Below are 16768 nucleotides of genomic sequence, written 5' to 3' on the forward strand. Positions count from 1 at the left end.
GGTGATCCTGTCGGTCGGCTCCACCATCATCGCCTTGCTGGTCGCCATACCGGCGGCATGGTCGATGGCGTTCTCGCCGACCAAGCGGACCAAGGACATCCTGATGTGGATGCTGTCCACCAAGATGATGCCGGCGGTCGCCGTGCTGTTCCCGATCTACCTGATCTTCCGCAATCTCGGACTGCTGGACAGCCGCATCGGCCTGATGATCATGCTGATGCTGATCAACCTGCCGATCGTGGTGTGGATGCTTTACACCTACTTTCGCGAGATCCCCGGCGAGATCCTGGAAGCGGCGCGCATGGACGGCGCATCGCTCTGGAACGAGATCATCTATGTGCTGACACCGATGGCGGTGCCCGGCATCGCCTCGACCATGCTGCTCAATGTCATCCTGGCGTGGAACGAGGCGTTCTGGACGCTCAACCTGACGGCCGCCAAGGCCGCACCACTCACCGCCTTCATCGCTTCATACTCGAGTCCCGAAGGACTGTTCTGGGCCAAGCTCAGCGCCGCATCCACGCTCGCCATCGCACCCATCCTGGTGCTGGGCTGGATCAGCCAGAAGCAGCTCGTGCGCGGCCTCACCTTCGGCGCCGTGAAATAGGGGGAGATTTCAAATGGGTTCCATTCAGCTACAGCACGTCAACAAGTCCTTCGGCGCCCACGCCGTGATCCCCGACGCCAGCCTCGAAATCCGCGACGGCGAGTTTGTGGTGTTCGTCGGACCCTCGGGCTGCGGCAAGTCCACCCTGCTCCGCCTGATCGCCGGGCTCGAGGACACCACCAGCGGCCAGATCCTGCTCGACGGGCAGGACATGACCGCCGCGCCGCCGGCCAAGCGCCAGCTCGCAATGGTGTTCCAGTCCTATGCGCTCTACCCGCATATGACGGTGGCGCAGAACATCGGCTTTCCGCTCAAGATGGCCGGCATGGACAAGGGCGCCATCGACGCCAAGGTGAAAGAGGCCGCCAGCGTACTCAACCTCACCAACTATCTGGACCGCCGGCCGCGTAACCTCTCGGGCGGCCAACGCCAGCGCGTCGCCATCGGCCGTGCCATCGTGCGCGAGCCCAAGATTTTCCTGTTCGATGAACCGTTGAGCAACCTCGACGCTGAACTGCGCGTGCAGATGCGCGTCGAAATCGCCAAGCTGCACAATGATCTGGGAAACACCATGATCTACGTGACGCACGACCAGGTCGAAGCCATGACCATGGCCGACAAGATCGTGGTGCTGCGGGCCGGGGTGATCGAGCAGGCCGGCGCGCCGCTCGAGCTCTACAACAATCCCCGGAACCTGTTCGTGGCCGGTTTCATCGGCTCGCCGAAGATGAACTTCCTCACCGCCAGCATCGAGGGCGTCGATGGCAGCTCGAGCCGGCTCAAGACCGCGGGCGATAGCCTGACCCTGCCGCGTGCGGTTGCGGCGACTGCCGGGGATGCCGTCACCTTCGGCGTGCGGCCCGAGCACATCACCAACACCCAGGGCCAAGGCATCAAGCTGGCCGATGTGAAGGTCGATCTGGTCGAGAACCTGGGCGGGCAGACATTGCTCTATACCACCACCGCCGACGGGCAGACGCTGACCATCGTGCTGGAAGGCCAGCGCGAGGCGGCTTTGGGTTCCTCGGTCACCGCCTATATCGATCCGGCCCGCATCCACCTGTTCAACGCCGCCGGGGCTGCGATCTAGGCGGACTGTGCGGCACCGGCTCTCCTCCCCACCGATCTTCCCGCGGGCTTGACCCGCGGGCCATTGGCCGCTTGTGCCATGCTGATGGAGGCCTGCGGATCAAGTCCGCGGGAAGGGCGGTGGGTGGGATGGATCAAGCCAGGAACGAGCGCTCTAGCCTGATCGCCCAAGCCGCCATCGACAGCAACTAAAGAGCGCCCGCGTCCAGTCGGCGCTCTTTTTGTCGCACGCGGCATGGCGCCGTTTTCCCGCCGCATATTATTGCCAAAAGATGAATCACGGGCCCGTGAATAGGGTCTGCAATCGATTTTGGTGGGGCTGGGCGTTTCCAGTTCAAGGCAATTGGAGCGATTGGCTGCCCTTCACAATTTGCATGGCTCCCATGCAACAACTTTTACCCCATTGCCGCGTTGCCATTTTGCCGAAAAAGGTAGTCCGCGTCAGGTCTTGAGTAACTTGTTTTGACCCTCCCCGTTTCCGCTTCACGTCCCAGCCGCCGTCTTGTTCTGCAAGGCATCGGTGCCAGCATCGCTTTGCTCTCGACCACGGCGCTGACCGGTCCCGGTTTTGCCCAGTCCGAGGCGAGCGAAAGCTTTGCTTTCAGCTTCGATGACCTGAGCGCGCGGATGCGCGACACGGCCGCCGGGCCCTATGAGCATGCGGCATTCAAGATGCCCGAACTGTTCGCCGGGCTGGACTATGACGCCTATCGCAAAATCCAGTATCGGCCTGGTCGCGGTAAGTGGGCCGACCTCAATGCGGGCTTCCAGGTCCAGGCCTTCCATCTGGGCTGGCTGTTCCCCGAGCCGATCAAGCTTTATGAACTGGCGGACGGCAAAGCCACGCCGTTCTCGTTCGCTTCGGCCGATTTTGAATATCATGATACCGCGCTCGGCGCGGAAGCCGCCAAGGTGGATTTCCCCGGTGTCGCCGGCTTCCGCCTCAACTATCCGCTCAATACGCCCGACAAGGTCGACGAGCTGGTCTCGTTCCTTGGCGCCAGCTATTTCCGGGCTCTGGGCCGCGACAATCTTTACGGTCAGAGCGCCCGTGGCCTGCTGCTGAACTCGTGGCTCGAAGGCCCCGAGGAATTTCCGCGCTTTTCCGAATTCTACCTTGAGCGCCCCACCGCCGGCGCGCCGCTGGTGCTCTATGCCGCGCTCGACAGCCAGAGCGTGACCGGCGCCTATCGCTTCGAGATCACCCCCGCCAATGACGGCGAGCAGGCCACCATCATGGATGTGACCGCACGCCTGTTTTTCCGCAGTGACGTGGAACAGCTCGGCGTCGCGCCGCTGACCTCGATGTTCCTCTATGCCGAAACCAACCGTAATAATTTCGACGATTACCGCCCGCAGGTGCACGACACCAACGGCCTGTCGATTACCCGCGAGACCGGCGAGACCATGTGGCGCGCCCTCGACAATGTGGCGGCGCGTGGCGACTCCTATTTCTGGGAAAACAATCCGCGCGCCTTCGGGCTCGACCAGCGCGGCCGCGATTTCGAGACCTATCAGGATGCCGGCGCGCATTACGAACTGCGCCCTTCCGCTCGGGTCGAACCGGTCGGCGATTGGGGCCAGGGCAATATCCGCCTGATCGAAGTGCCCTCCACGCTCGAGGTCGATGACAATATCGTCGCCTTCTGGGTGCCGGCCGATCCCGTCAAGGCCGGCCAGGAGCGCGAGTACCGCTACAAATTGCTCTGGGGCAATCTGGTGCCCGATGGCAAGGCGCTCGCCTATGTGGTTGAGACGCGGGCCGGCGCCGGTGGCGTCTCGGGCGTCACCAATGCCCATAATTTGCGCAAATTCGTCGTCGATTTTAAAGGCGGCGCATTGGAGAGCTGGAACCCCGAGACGCCACCGGACGTTCTCGCAAACGTGTCCAGTGGCACGATCAAAACATCCACCGTATCCAAGATTGCCACCAACGGCGTCTGGCGGCTGGTCATCGATGTGGAAGCGTCCGGGGAACCGGCGCCCATGGAACTCAAGGCTTATCTTGTCGGGGGCGGCAAGCAATTGACAGAAACCTGGCTCTACCAGTGGAGAGCGGAAGTATGAAATACGACACGGACCTGATTTTTGCCAACGCCCTCCCGAACGCCCCCATGTCCATGCCCAAGCAGCGGCTTGAGCGGCGCCATACAATGATGGCGACCCTGCGCAACATGCTGGCAGTATTGCCCTGGCTGTGACTTACGCTGTTTTTGCCATGATTGACGCCCGGAGCGCGCCATGACGCGGGCCTTTTTGACACGCAGCGTCGCCTTGGGCGCAGCAGCGGTGCTGAGCCTGCTTGGCGGCTATGTGTTCCTCGGTTTTGCCAGCACCGGGGGCATCTCGCCGCTCGACGTTCTGCGCACCGCGCTCGTCGTGCTGTCGGGCTTCTGGCTGGTCTGGGGCGGCGCTGCGGGCATTATCGGCCTGTTCGTGCGTCACCGTGCATCATCGTTCGATGCCCAGCAATTGCCGCGCGGCCTGACTGCCATTCTGGTGCCTATATATAATGAGGACCCGTTGGTGACTTTTGCGCGCGTCGCGGCGATGAACCGCAGCCTGCGCACCCTGGGCATTCAGGAGCGTTTTCACATCGCCATCCTGAGCGACACCACGGCGCTGGAAGTGGCCGCCATGGAAGCCGTCTGGTTCCAGCAACTGGTGGCCGAACCCGAGAGCGCCGGGCGCATCTTCTATCGCCGCCGCGAGCAGAATATCGGCAAGAAGGCCGGCAATATCGAGGATTTCGTCACCAGTTCCGGCGGCGCCTACGATTACATGCTGATTCTCGATGCCGACAGCCTGATGGAAGGCGCCACTATCGGCGAGATGGCGCGCCGCATGGATGCCGATCCGGACCTGGGCCTGCTCCAGACCCTGCCCCGGATCATCAATGCGCGCTCCTTCTTTGGTCGCTCGATGCAGTTTTCCTCGGCCTACCTGTCGCCGGCCTTTTCACGTGGCGCCTCGGTGCTGCAGGGCAATGAGGGTCCCTATTGGGGGCACAACGCCATCGTGCGCGTTTCGGCTTTCGCCGCCAATTGCGGCTTGCCGGTGCTGTCGGGCAAGCCACCCTATGGCGGCCATATCCTGAGCCACGACTACGTCGAGGCGGCGCTGCTGGCGCGCGGTGGCTGGAAGGTGCATCTCGATCCGTCCCTGGGCGGCTCGTTCGAGGAAGGCCCGGAAAATCTGGTCGAATATGCCAAGCGCGATCGCCGCTGGTGCCAGGGCAACCTGCAGCATCGCCGCCTGATGTTCGCGCCTGGCCTGCGGCTGTGGAGCCGTTTTATCTTCCTGCAGGGCATCATGGCCTATCTGGCCTCGCCCCTGTGGCTGGTGCTGATGGGTGTCAGCATTCTGGCGGCCATGTTGCCGGAGCCGGCCGCGCATCCGGCCTCCGAGATGTTTATCGACGGGGTCTGGTCGCTGGCCGCCGGCGTGGCGCTGCTGCTGGTGCTGCCCAAACTCCTGATCCTGATCCGTGGCATCTTCGATGGCGAAAATCGCCGTTTCGGCGGTACGCTGCGGGCCGGCTCCTCGGTGCTGATGGAAATCATCTTTTCAACTCTGTTGGCGCCCATCCTGCTGATGCTGCAAAGCCGCGCCGTCATGCAGGTGCTGCTCGGGCTGGATGGCGGTTGGCCCGCCACGCAGCGCTCGGAAAATCACCTCGATATGCGCGATTCTTTTGCCAATAGCTGGTGGATCATGTTGATCGGCGCCGTCACCATGCTGGCGACACTGGTGTTTGCGCCCAAGATCGCTCTGTGGGTTGCGCCCGCCATGTTGCCCGCGGTGTTCGCCCCGGTGCTGATCTCGGCCAGTTCGCGCGTTGCGGCCGGCAAGAAGGCGCCGTGGTTCTTCCTCACCGCCTCGGAGCAGGCGCCATCGCCCGTCATTGCCGAGCATCGCACCATCATGGCGGCCTGGAGCACCCAGGGCCCGCTGGAGCCGATCATCATGGTCGAGGCGCGGCGCGTGGCCGAGCAAGTCAATGCTTGACGCGATCCCGCGCACCTGGGAGCGCATGGGGGCCGGCTGGACTAATCTGGTGACCGATACGCCCAGTACCGACATCGACGGCATTCCGGCCAAGCGCGATGCGCGGCTCGACATGTTTCGCGGCCTGGCGCTGGTGATGATCTTCATCAATCATGTTCCCGGCACGGTGTATGAAAATTTCACCAGCCGCAATTTCGGCTTTTCCGATGCCGCCGAAGCCTTTGTATTCATGTCGGGGCTGGCGGCGGGCCTTGCCTATTCGCCGCGGTTTCGCAACGGCTCGTTCTGGCTGGCCACGGCTCGCGTCTGGGCCCGCTCGCGCCATCTCTATTATGTGCACCTGACCATTACGCTGCTGTCGATTGCCATCTTCGCCGCCGCGGCATTGTGGTTCGGCCAGCACGACGTACTGACCAAGAACAACCTGCCGCGCCTGTTCAGCGAACCGCTGGCGACGTGGATCGGCATTCCGCTGCTCACTCACCAGCTGGGTTATCTCAATATATTGCCGCTCTACATCACCCTGCTGCTGGCGACGCCGCTGTTCCTGTGGGTGGGGCTGCGGCGGCCTCTGCTGCTGCTCGGCGCCTCGGTGGCGCTGTGGGCCCTTGCGGGCCAGTTCCGGTGGAACCTGCCCAATTATCCGACCCAGGGCGGCTGGTTCTTCAATCCATTGTCCTGGCAATTGCTGTTCGTCACCGGGCTGCTCTGCGGCGCCGCGATGAAAGAGGGCAAGCGCTTTTTTCCCCGCACCAAGCTGCTGTTCGGGCTGACCCTGGCCTGGGTGGTGATCGCGCTGTTCTGGGTCAAGCTGCCCGTGATCGGCAGTGCCGGCATGGCCATGCTCAGCGCCATGAGCAAGGCGGGGCTGCCGTTTTACCTCACCTGGTTCGACAAGACGTTCCTGGCCCTGCCGCGCCTGTCGCATGCGCTGGCGCTGTTCTATGTGGTGGCTTCGATCACCGCCATCCGCCAGTTCGCCAGCGCCAACTGGGCCGCGCCGCTGCGGCTGCTGGGCCGCCAGGGACTGCCGGTTTTTGCGTTTGGCACGGTGCTGTCGATGGCCTTGCAGGCGATCAAGACGCCGCTGGAAAACGACCCGCTGATCGACGGCCTGCTCTTGGCAGGCGGCCTCGGGCTGCAATTGGGGCTGGCCTGGATCCTCACGCGCACCGCCGAGATGAGCCGCGCCCGCGCTGCTGCCGCCATCGCCTGACGGGCTTCTGCTTCAGCCGCGAATAAGCGTGCGATAAAGCTCGAGCAGCGCCTGGCGGGCGCTCGTCAGTGCTTTGGCGACATTGTCCGCGAGGCTGGGCGGGTCCTGATAATCGCGCAGCATCCGCTCGGCCCAGCGATAGCCTTCCCGAATGATCAAACGCTCGTCGAGCGGCAAACCGATGGACGGAACTCTCACGGCAACCTCCTGCGTATGGTTTATGAAACCTTAACGCGGGCAGGCCCAGGTGTGTGGAGAAGTTGATTTTATGGTTATCGCCGGGCGGCTCGCTTGCCAGCCCCGGAAAAACAAAAAGGGTCCCGAAGGACCCTTTGTCACCAAGCCTTTGCCAGGACTTGGTAGTTGGAGCGGGCGATGGGATTCGAACCCACGACCCTAACCTTGGCAAGGTTATGCTCTACCCCTGAGCTACACCCGCACTCCATTCACTCGGCACTGCCTTGGCACTGCCGCGATGCGCGCCTATATGCCCAATGCGAGTTTCGATTGCAACCCATAATCTTGCCGCTTGTCATCTTCCTGACAGCTTGTCGCATCAGGGACTTGTCAGCCTGGGGTTTTGGGGCGCAAAAGATCGCTTCCGACAGTACCGCACAGCCCCAGAAGGCCCTTTGCATGTCCACTCCTTTCAATGGTGCAGCCGCTCCGGCCGCCAATGCCGTGCCCGCCGGGGCGCTGATCAAGAATTCCACCGACGCTGGTTTCAAGGCCGACGTGATCGATGCGTCGCTCGATACCCCCGTGCTGGTGGATTTCTGGGCGCCCTGGTGCGGCCCCTGCCGCGCCCTGACCCCGGCGCTGGAGAAGGTCGTCAATGAAAAGGCCGGCGCCATCCGGCTCATCAAGATCAATATCGACGAGAACCCCCAGATCGCCGGCCAGCTCGGCATCCAGTCGATTCCCGCCGTGTTCGCGTTTTCCGGCGGCCGTCCGGTCGATGGCTTCATGGGCGCCATGCCCGAGACTGAAGTGCGCAAGTTTGCCGAAAAGGTGATCGCCGGCGCTCCCGAACCGGCCCCGGCCGAAGGCTCGATGGAAGAGCAGATCAAGGCGGCCGTTACCGCCGCCGACGAGGCCCTGGTGGCCGGCGATCTCGGCCGCGCCGCGCAGATTTTTGGCATGGTGGTGCAGCACGTTCCCGATCATGCGGTGGCCCTGCTGGGCCTTGCCAAGGTCTATTTGGCCGCCGGCGAGCCCGACCAGGCCCAGACCACGCTGGATATGCTGCCGCTCGAAGCCCGCATTGGCGCCGACTACACGGCCTTGGTCAATTCGCTGCGCCTGCTGGCGGAAGCAGCTGGGCTGTCCGAGGCCGCGACGCTGGAGGCCGCCCTTGTCGCCAATCCGGACGATCATCAGGCCCGCTTCGACCTGGCCGTGGTGCTCAATGCCGAAGGCAAGCATGTCGAGGCCGCCGAGGCGCTGGTGACGCTGCTGCGCAAGGACCGCACCTGGAACGAAGACGGCGCCCGCAAGAAGCTGCTCGAACTGTTCGACGCCTGGGGCCCCAAGGACCCCGCCACGCTCAAAGGCCGTCGCCTGCTGTCGGCGGCATTGTTCTCGTAAGGAGCACGCATGCTCAAGCGTCCCGCCTCGCCCGCCGACCTGCCCAAGAGCGTTCCGGTCTTTCCATTGACCGGGGCGCTGCTGTTGCCGTTCTCGCATCGCCCGCTCAATATTTTCGAGCCGCGCTATATCGATATGGTGGACGCGGCCCTGCGCGGCGATCGCCTGATCGGGCTGATCCAGCCCGAGGATACCACCGAGGAAAGCCCCAAGGGCCGCTCGCCGCTGCAGTCCATCGGGTGCCTCGGTCGGTTGACGCATTTCGAGGAAAGCGGGGAGGGGCGCTATTTCATCATTCTGGAAGGCATTACCCGCTTCAAGATTCTGCACGAGCTGACCGTGATGACGCCCTATCGCCAATGCGTCATCGATGCGACCGGCTTTGCGGCTGACTTCGAACGCGAATATGGCGAGGACGCCGTCGATCGCCCGCGCTTCGTCAAGATGATGCGCGACTATGCCGAATTCGCCAATATCGACCTCAACTGGGAAGAGATAGAGCAGACCGGCACCGCCGACCTCGTCAATTTCTGCTGCATGGTCTCCCCTTATGGGGCTGCCGAGAAGCAGGTGCTGCTGGAAGCCCAGACCCTGGAACAGCGCGCCGAAACCCTGATCGCCATGACCGAATACGAAATGGCGCGCGGCGGCAGCGACAAGCCCAATACGCTGAACTGATGGCTCTGCCCGACCCGCGCCACGCGCTTGACGTCAAAACGCTGGAAATGCTGGTCTGTCCGCTGACCAAGACGCGGCTGACGCTATCGGGTGACAAGACCGAGCTGATCTCGGTGGCGGGCCGCCTGGCCTTTCCCATCAGCCGCGGCGTGCCGCTATTGAGCCTCGACGAAGCGCGCAGTATCGATCCCGACGAGCTGAAACGGCTGACCGCGCCTCAGCTTTGAGCCTGCCTGACCCTGGAGCCGAGCCGTGGCCGCAAGCAATCCCACCGTCGCCGTCATCACCCCGGCCTTTGCCGCCATGGGCACGCTCGTCACCACGGTGCGCAGCGTGCTGGCGCAAACCTATCCGCATTGGGAATTGGTCATCGTTTCCGATGACGGTGTGGACTATCTCCGGTTCCTGGCCGAGCACGGCATGGCCGATAGCCGGATCGGCCAGTTGAGCAGCGGCAAGGTTGGCGGCGGGGCATCGGCGGCGCGCAACCTGGCGCTCGATGCCATCACCGCGCCTTATGCGGCGATTCTCGATGCTGATGACCGGCTCAAGCCGCAAAAGCTGGAGCGGGCGGTGGCAGCGTTGGAGCACCACGGCATTGTCACCACCGCGCTGGACGTGATGGACGAGCAGTTCAACCATTTACGCGATGTGGCGGCCGGTCCTGACCGGGAGCTCACGCCCGGCGCGCATAAATGGGTCAACGTGTCGATGGATTCGATGGTGGTCTGGGATCGCGCCAAGGCCGATGCCCGCTACGACCTGACCATGAGCAACATGACCGACCTGGAATTGCTGCTGCAGCTCTACCGCACCGTGCCGGCCTCCTTCCATCTCGGCACGCCGCTGCACGACTACATCAAGCGCGCCGGCTCGATGAGCAATGGCGAAAAGACCGCGGCGGGCATGGTGGCGAGCAAGACCACACTGCTGCAGCGGCTGGGGAGCGGCTATTACCCGCTGGCGCCGGGTGGCGTAGAAGGCATGGCCGAGTTCCTGGCGGTGTCCTTGGAGGCAGAGAAGCACTATACTGCGGCGCTTGCCGCGCAACCCGGGCTGTTGTTCGAGGATCACCTGGAGCCCCGGCTTGAGGCAAAAAAACAGGCGGCTCCGTAAGGAGCCGCCCGATGATCAGGCCCGATTGGGTCGCTTAGAGCACGTAGAGAGTCACATTGGTGCCGCTGCCGCTGATGCCGACGACGTCGGACGGCGCATAGCCCTGGGCGGCGAGCGAGTTGGTGACGTACTTGTTGTTCATGACGCGGTGCTGGAGAGCAGCATTGTCGGTTTCGATCTTGAGGAAACGTGCATCAGTGGGGGTAACGGTCTCGATGGTGGCGTAGCTTGCGTCACTGAGGGCGTTCAGCGCGTTGTAGCCGCCCATGGCATCGGCAGGGTTGGCATAAGCGGCGGTAGCGCCGATCATCAGGGTTGCGGTCAGGGCGATAAGCTTGAAGGTTTTCATAATGGTTTCCTTGGTTTAGGTGACGCTCGGCTGTTGTCGAACTCATATGGATATACGCAGGCCCGTCCGGAATCGTTTCAGCATTGCCGCGTTATTCTGAACACTCATTTGTGTGCGTTCGGGCTGCAACCATATTGGAAGGGTGTTAGCCACGGCCTGCCGCGGATCATCTGAGGGCAAGGCTACAGGCAAAAAAACAGGCGGCCCCTTGTGGAGCCGCCCGATGGTCAGAGCGACAGCTAAACGCCTAGAGCGCGTAAAGCGTGATGTTGCTGCCGGTGCCGGTGATGCCGATGATATCGGAGGGCGCATAGCCCTGGGCCGCGACGGTCGCAGAAATTGCGTGGTTCTGGCGGATAAGAGCCTGCAGCGACGCCGTGTCGGTATCGATCCTGAGCGACCTGGCTTCACCGGGGTTTACCTTGAGAACGGTGGCGTAGCGGGCGTCGCTCAGGGCGCTGAGGGCATCAATGCCGCCATGGGACGAGTGGGGGCTGGCATAGGCGGCAGAGGCGCCAGCCAGCAGCGTTGCAGTCACGACGATGATCTTGAGGGTGTTCATGGTATTCTCCATAGCTTGGTAACGCTCGGCTATTGTCGAACTCATGGGCACAACGCGGCAGGCCGGGCACAAGTTTCCACATTACCACTATTTTAGTGAACACTCATTTTTGCTGGTTCATGAATAAACGGTAATGTGGCGGCCAGCTTGGACCCGCGTCACGCGCTCTTGCCTTCTCCCCCTATTCCCCCTATAGACGCCACTTCTCCGGACCGCCCGGCCAACAGGCATGCCGTGGCGGTCTTTGAAAGCGATAGGCCCTCAAGTCCTATCTACGAACACCAAGGACCCGCAAAATGCCCAAGATGAAGACGAAATCTGGCGCGAAGAAGCGTTTCAGTTTCACAGCGACTGGCAGAGTCAAAGCAGGCGTGGCCGGCAAGCGCCACCGTTTGATCAACCATTCGGCCAAGTACATTCGCACCAATCGCGGGACCAAGATCCTGCAAAAGGGTGATGAAGGTCTGGTCAAGTGGTACATGCCCTACAATCGCTAAGAACGCTGAAAGGAAGCTGACACATGTCACGCGTTAAAAGAGGCGTTACCAATCACGCCCGTCACAAGAAAGTTCTCAAAGCTGCGGAAGGCTATTATGGCCGCCGCAAGTCTACGATCCGTATCGCCAAGCAGGCCGTCGAAAAGGCCGGCCAGTACGCGTATCGCGATCGTCGCGTCAAGAAGCGGAATTTCCGCGCTCTGTGGATTCAGCGTATCAACGCCGCCGTGCGGGATTACGGGCTGACCTATGGCCGATTTATCGACGGCCTCAGCAAGGCTGAGATTGCCGTCGACCGCAAGGTGCTCTCCGATCTCGCGATCACCGAGCCCGCAGCGTTCGGTGTGCTGGTCGAAAAGGCCAAGACTGCTCTCGCGTATCTGGAATCGGTTGATGCCGTGACCCATGCCCGCGTGACCGCCGCCTAATCTGCCGTCCTCGCTGAGGCCGAAAAATTGCGCCTTGCGCCGCCCGAGAAGGGCTGGCGCGGGGCGTTTTTGTTTGCTCTAAACACCCGCGCTTTCCTACGGAACCTTGCCATGTCACTCGATAGTCAGATCGACGCCCTCCGCACCGAGCTAGCCGCCGCCATTGCGGCCGCGACCGATGACGCCAGCCTTGATGCCGTGCGCGTCGCCGCTTTGGGCAAGAAGGGCAGCGTTTCGGCGCTGCTGGCCTCGCTGGGCAGCATGGCGCCCGAAGAGCGCAAAAGCGCCGGCCCCGCCATCAACGAGCTGAAAAACGAGATTGCCGGCCTGATCGAGACGGCCAGTTCAGCCCTCAAGGGCGCGGCGCTCGAAGCCAGGCTCAAGGCCGAAACCGTGGACATCACCCTGCCGCTGCAGCCGGCGCCGACCGCGCGCGGCCGCATCCATCCGATCAGCCAGACGCTGGACGAAATCACCGCCATCTTCTCGGATATGGGTTTTTCCATCGCCGAAGGCCCCGATATCGAGACCGACTATTTCAATTTCACCGCGCTCAACTTCCCCGAGGGCCATCCGGCCCGGGAAATGCACGACACCTTCTTCATGAAGCCGGGCCCGGACGGGGTGAAGAAGCTGCTGCGCACCCATACTTCGCCCGTGCAGATGCGCGTCATGCAGCTCGGCAATGAAAAGCCGGCCGCCGGCTACATCACCCCGCGCATGGACCCGCCCATTCGCGTGGTCATCCCTGGCCGCACCTATCGCAATGACAGCGACCAGACCCATACCCCGATGTTCCATCAGGTCGAGGGGCTGGTGATCGACAAATCGAGCCATATCGGCCAGCTCCGCTGGGTGCTGGAGGAATTCCTCAAGGCCTATTTCGAGGTTCCCAACGTCACCCTGCGCTTCCGCCCCAGCTTCTTCCCGTTCACTGAGCCCAGTATGGAAGTCGACGTGCAATGCGATCGCTCGGGCTCGGAAGTGAAAATCGGCGAAGGCAGCGATTGGCTGGAAATTTTGGGCTGCGGCATGGTGCATCCCAATGTCATCCGCAATGCCGGGCTCGATCCCGACGTCTACCAGGGCTTTGCCTGGGGCATGGGGATCGATCGCATCGCCATGCTGAAATACGGCATGCCGGACCTGCGCGCCTTCTTCGACGCCGACCAGCGCTGGCTGGATCACTATGGATTCCGGCCGCTGGACCTGCCGACGCTGTTTGGCGGGCTGAGCCAGTAACATGGCGTGGACGGAACGCTGGGGCATTTCGGGCGAAATGGCGGAGGTCGAGCGTGAGCTTGGCCTCGTGCCCGGCCGCTATTCCCAGCAGCCGACCGACGAACGTGTCACGCTGCCGGACCCGATCTACCCCAAGCAGAGCCAGACCTTTTTTATCGACCTGATGACTGATGCGGTCACGGGCAAAGTCTGGAAACTCGGCCTCAACGAAATCACCAACGGCGTCTACGCGCTGATCTACCAGCCATTCGGAAACCCAAATTGACCGAAGAGCCAGTCCCAAACCCGATCTTCATCGTCACCGATATCGAGGCCGATGGCCCGACGCCGCTGCATTCCTCGATGCTGAGCTTTGCTTCGGTGGCGGTGGATGCGGCGGGCAATCGCTATGGCGAGTTCGAGGCCAACCTGCTGCCGCGTCCGGACAAGAAGCCTGACGACGTCACCATGGCATGGTGGCAGACCCAGCCCGAAGCCTGGGTGCATGCGATCCATGAAGCCGAGCCGGCGGAAATCGTCATGCCGCGCTTTGCCGACTGGGTGGATAGCCTGCCGGGCCCGCATGTGTTCGCCGCCGCGCCGATGATTTTCGATGGTCTGTGGATGGACCATTATCTCGATCTGTTCGCCGGCACGCGTGTGCTGGGCGGGCCGTTCAAGACGCGGCAGATTTTCCGAGGCGGCGGGGTCTGCCTTTATACCATGGCCGGCACTTTGCGCGGCGCGCCCTATCTGAACTGGGGCATGCAGCGTGCGCCGGCGGAGTGGTATGGCCACATCGTGCATTCCCACAAGGCCATCGACGACGCCCGCGGCTTCGCCAATGTGCTGGTCAAACTGTTCGAATTGTCTGCGGCACTGCCGCGTATCGACGCTACCGAAAGCATGTACCAATGAAATTCACCCTCGACTGGCTCAAAGACCATCTCGATACCGACGCGTCGGTCGACGAGATTTCCACGACCCTGACCACGGTTGGCCTCGAAGTCGAAGGCGTCGAGAACCAGGGCAAGCGCCTCGAAAAATTCGTCATCGCCCAGGTGGTGAAGGCCGAACCGCATCCCAATTCCGATCACCTCAATATCTGCAAGGTGGACGCGGGCACCGGCGAATTGATCGACGTCGTGTGTGGGGCGCCGAACGTGGTGACCGGTATGAAGAGCGTCTTCGCCTTCCCCGGCACCTATATTCCGGGCAAGGATTTCGAGCTGAAAGGTGGGGTCGTCATTCGTGGCGCGCCCTCCAATGGCATGCTCTGCTCGGCCGCTGAGCTCGAACTCAGCAACGACCATGACGGCATCATCACGCTGCCGAACGACGCGCCGATCGGGGCCAAATATGTCGATTATGCGGGCATCAACGGCGTGGTGTTCGATATCTCGATCACCCCCAATCGTGGCGACGCAACGGGCGTCTATGGCGTGGCGCGCGATCTCGCCGCTTTCGGCATCGGCACGCTGAAAACGACCGATATGTCGCCGGTCCCGTCCAGGGGGGAGAGCCCCATCGCGCCGCTGCCGCATCAGTTCGGCGCGGACGAGCCCAAGGCGATCCGCAAGTTCGGCGGGCGCTATATCCGCAATGTGAAAAACGGCCCATCCCCGGCCTGGCTGCAGGCGCGGCTGCGCGCCGTGGGCCTGCGGCCCATCAATGCCATTGTCGATATCACCAATCTGGTGTCGCTCGGCTGGGGCCGGCCGCTGCATGCCTATGATGCCGACAAGATTGTCGGCGCGCCGGTGCTGCGCAATGCCAAGGCGGGCGAGCAGTTCGATGCGCTCGACAACAAGATCTATGCGCTCGACGAGACCATGACGGTGATCGCCGACGATGTTGGTGCGCTCTGCCTCGGCGGCGTCATGGGCGGCATTCGCTCGGGCACGACGGACGAGACCGTCAACGTGTTCATGGAATGCGCCAGCTGGGACCCCGAGCTGATCGCCCGCACCGGCCGCAAGACCGGCATCATCTCCGATGCCCGCTACCGGCTGGAACGTGGCGTCGATCCGGCGCTGACCGAACCGGGGCTCGAGCTGGCCACGCGGCTGGTGCTGGAGCTGTGTGGCGGCGAGCCGATGGAGCCGGCGATTTCGGGCGAGGACGTGTTCGCCAATACCACGGTGGAATTCCCCTTCAATGAGGTCAAGCGGCTGACCGGGCTGACCGTCGAGCCGTTCATCGCCACCGCGATCCTGAGCAAGCTTGGCTTCGAGATCGAAGGGCGCGGCGAAGTGGTTTCGGTCAAGGTGCCAAGCTGGCGCCCGGACGTGACGCAAAAGGCCGATCTGGCCGAAGAAGTCATGCGCATGGTGGGCGTCGACAATATCCCCGTCGAGCCACTGCCGCGGTTGAACCATGTGGCGCAGCGCATGCTGACCACGATCCAGAACCGCCGCCGCATTGCCCGCCGGGCGTTGGCCGCACGCGGGCTGGACGAGGCCGTGACCTGGTCGTTCATTTCGCATGACGAGGCCGTGCGGTTTGGTGGTGGGCAGGAAACCCTGCAACTCGCCAATGCCATCGCCGCCGATATGACCGACATGCGGCCGTCGCTGCTGCCGGGTCTGCTGGCTGCGGCGCGGCGCAACGGCAATCGCGGCATTGCGGACTTGGCGCTGTTCGAAGTGGGGCAGGTGTTCTTGAGCGATGCGCCCGAGGGGCAGCATACCTATGCGACCGGCATTCGCACCGGCACGGCCAAGCTCAGTGGCTCGGGCCGGCATTGGGACGGCAAGGCGACCCCGGTCGGCGTGTTCGACGCCAAGGCTGATTTGGCCGCGGTGCTCGATGCATTGGGTGTCGATATCGACAAGGTCCAATTGCTGGCCGAGCCGGCGCCATGGAGCCATCCGGGTCGCGGCGGGCGCATTGCGCTGGGGCCGAAGGTGACGCTGGGCTGGTTCGGCGAACTGCATCCGGCCTGGATCAGCGCCATGGACCTGGAAGGCCCGATCGCAGCGTTCGAAATCGACCTCGATGCGCTGCCCGAACCGCGCAGGAAGCCGACCAAGACCAAGCCGGCGCTGGACCTGTCGGCGCTGATGCCATTGAGCCGCGACTTTGCCTTCGTGGTCGACAAGGCGGTGACCGCTGCGGTCATTCTGCGCGCGGCGCGGGGGGCGGATAAGGGTCTGATCACGGACGTGAATGTATTCGACGTGTTCGAGGGGGTTCATGTCGGCGAGGGCAAGAAATCCGTCGCCATCGCGGTTACGCTGCAGCCCAAGGACAAGACCCTGACCGACGAGGAAATCGACAAGGTTTCGGCGTCGATTGTCGGGGCGGTGACGAAGAGCACCGGCGGGGTGTTGCGGGCTTAAGCTGCCATCTGTGGCTTTTCTGGGCCCCTGAACTTTCAGTCGACACCCTCCCCCTTGCGGGGAGGGATT

At 62.8% G+C, this 16768-nt stretch carries 19 protein-coding genes and 1 tRNA gene; 16 read left to right on the plus strand and 4 right to left on the minus strand.

Annotated elements, in window-relative coordinates; translation table 11 throughout:
- From JWP26_RS14010 to JWP26_RS14035, 6 genes are all read left to right on the plus strand, one after another.
- A partial coding sequence (locus JWP26_RS14010) for a carbohydrate ABC transporter permease (RefSeq protein WP_299728731.1) occupies positions 1-607 on the plus strand: 607 nt, incomplete at its 5' end.
- Positions 608-620: 13 nt separating this feature from the next.
- Positions 621-1697, plus strand: coding sequence for an ABC transporter ATP-binding protein (locus tag JWP26_RS14015; RefSeq protein WP_299728734.1), 1077 nt, complete (start codon positions 621-623; stop codon positions 1695-1697).
- A 461-nt stretch (positions 1698-2158) separates the two neighbouring features.
- On the plus strand, positions 2159-3763 hold the full coding sequence (locus JWP26_RS14020) for a glucan biosynthesis protein (protein ID WP_299728737.1): 1605 nt from the start codon (positions 2159-2161) through the stop codon (positions 3761-3763).
- Positions 3760-3897 (plus strand): hypothetical protein, encoded by a 138-nt coding sequence (locus JWP26_RS14025; RefSeq protein ID WP_299728740.1) that lies wholly within the window; start codon positions 3760-3762, stop codon positions 3895-3897. Before JWP26_RS14020 ends, JWP26_RS14025 begins: the two co-directional genes overlap by 4 nt.
- A gap of 40 nt (positions 3898-3937) precedes the next feature.
- On the plus strand, positions 3938-5704 hold the full coding sequence (gene mdoH / locus JWP26_RS14030) for a glucans biosynthesis glucosyltransferase MdoH (RefSeq protein ID WP_299728743.1): 1767 nt from the start codon (positions 3938-3940) through the stop codon (positions 5702-5704).
- Positions 5697-6920, plus strand: coding sequence for an OpgC family protein (locus JWP26_RS14035; protein WP_299728746.1), 1224 nt, complete (start codon positions 5697-5699; stop codon positions 6918-6920). The genes mdoH and JWP26_RS14035 overlap by 8 nt, the downstream gene beginning before the upstream one ends.
- A 12-nt stretch (positions 6921-6932) precedes the next feature.
- On the opposite strand, the gene JWP26_RS14040 is transcribed toward JWP26_RS14035, so the two are convergent.
- The gene (locus tag JWP26_RS14040; RefSeq protein ID WP_299728749.1) at positions 6933-7118 is read right to left on the minus strand and encodes a hypothetical protein; all 186 of its coding nucleotides are present in this window, start codon (positions 7116-7118) and stop codon (positions 6933-6935) included.
- 166 nt (positions 7119-7284) lie between these two features.
- A tRNA-Gly gene (locus JWP26_RS14045) sits at positions 7285-7359 on the minus strand.
- A 197-nt stretch (positions 7360-7556) separates the two neighbouring features.
- On the opposite strand from JWP26_RS14045, the gene trxA reads away from it, so the two are divergent.
- The 4 genes from trxA to JWP26_RS14065 are packed head-to-tail and all read left to right on the plus strand — an operon-like array spanning position 7557 to position 10301.
- Positions 7557-8507, plus strand: coding sequence for a thioredoxin (trxA, locus tag JWP26_RS14050; protein WP_299728752.1), 951 nt, complete (start codon positions 7557-7559; stop codon positions 8505-8507).
- Positions 8508-8516: 9 nt separating this feature from the next.
- Complete coding sequence (locus tag JWP26_RS14055) at positions 8517-9185, plus strand: LON peptidase substrate-binding domain-containing protein (RefSeq protein WP_299728754.1); 669 nt, start codon at positions 8517-8519, stop codon at positions 9183-9185.
- A complete protein-coding gene (locus JWP26_RS14060) occupies positions 9185-9412 on the plus strand; it encodes a Trm112 family protein (RefSeq protein ID WP_299728757.1) in 228 nt (75 codons plus the stop codon). The genes JWP26_RS14055 and JWP26_RS14060 overlap by 1 nt, the downstream gene beginning before the upstream one ends.
- A 25-nt stretch (positions 9413-9437) precedes the next feature.
- Positions 9438-10301 carry a glycosyltransferase family A protein gene (locus tag JWP26_RS14065; protein WP_299728760.1) on the plus strand — a complete coding sequence of 288 codons (864 nt, stop codon included), beginning with the start codon at positions 9438-9440 and terminating at the stop codon, positions 10299-10301.
- 34 nt (positions 10302-10335) lie between these two features.
- Here the strand turns inward: JWP26_RS14065 and JWP26_RS14070 are convergent, their stop codons facing one another.
- Both JWP26_RS14070 and JWP26_RS14075 read right to left on the minus strand, forming a co-directional pair.
- Positions 10336-10650 carry a hypothetical protein gene (locus tag JWP26_RS14070; RefSeq protein ID WP_299728762.1) on the minus strand — a complete coding sequence of 105 codons (315 nt, stop codon included), beginning with the start codon at positions 10648-10650 and terminating at the stop codon, positions 10336-10338.
- Positions 10651-10897: 247 nt separating this feature from the next.
- Positions 10898-11212, minus strand: a complete 315-nt coding sequence (locus JWP26_RS14075; protein ID WP_299728765.1) for a hypothetical protein — start codon at positions 11210-11212, stop codon at positions 10898-10900.
- Positions 11213-11508: 296 nt separating this feature from the next.
- Between JWP26_RS14075 and rpmI the strand changes: the two genes are divergently transcribed.
- From rpmI to pheT, 6 genes are all read left to right on the plus strand, one after another.
- Positions 11509-11709: a 50S ribosomal protein L35 gene (gene rpmI, locus JWP26_RS14080; protein ID WP_299728768.1), complete on the plus strand. Its 201-nt coding sequence runs from the start codon at positions 11509-11511 to the stop codon at positions 11707-11709.
- Positions 11710-11732: 23 nt separating this feature from the next.
- Positions 11733-12137, plus strand: a complete 405-nt coding sequence (gene rplT, locus JWP26_RS14085) for a 50S ribosomal protein L20 (protein WP_299728771.1) — start codon at positions 11733-11735, stop codon at positions 12135-12137.
- Between the two features lie 111 nt (positions 12138-12248).
- The gene (gene pheS, locus JWP26_RS14090; protein ID WP_299728774.1) at positions 12249-13379 is read left to right on the plus strand and encodes a phenylalanine--tRNA ligase subunit alpha; all 1131 of its coding nucleotides are present in this window, start codon (positions 12249-12251) and stop codon (positions 13377-13379) included.
- 1 nt (position 13380) lies between these two features.
- Positions 13381-13644 carry a hypothetical protein gene (locus JWP26_RS14095; protein WP_299728777.1) on the plus strand — a complete coding sequence of 88 codons (264 nt, stop codon included), beginning with the start codon at positions 13381-13383 and terminating at the stop codon, positions 13642-13644.
- Complete coding sequence (locus JWP26_RS14100) at positions 13641-14276, plus strand: 3'-5' exoribonuclease (protein WP_299728780.1); 636 nt, start codon at positions 13641-13643, stop codon at positions 14274-14276. The genes JWP26_RS14095 and JWP26_RS14100 overlap by 4 nt, the downstream gene beginning before the upstream one ends.
- Entirely contained in the window at positions 14273-16699 is a 2427-nt protein-coding gene (pheT, locus tag JWP26_RS14105) for a phenylalanine--tRNA ligase subunit beta (RefSeq protein ID WP_299728783.1), read from the plus strand. Before JWP26_RS14100 ends, pheT begins: the two co-directional genes overlap by 4 nt.
- Positions 16700-16768 lie beyond the last annotated feature (69 nt).

Origin of the sequence: Devosia sp. (genome assembly GCF_028290435.1) — a bacterium.
GTDB lineage: Bacteria > Pseudomonadota > Alphaproteobacteria > Rhizobiales > Devosiaceae > Devosia.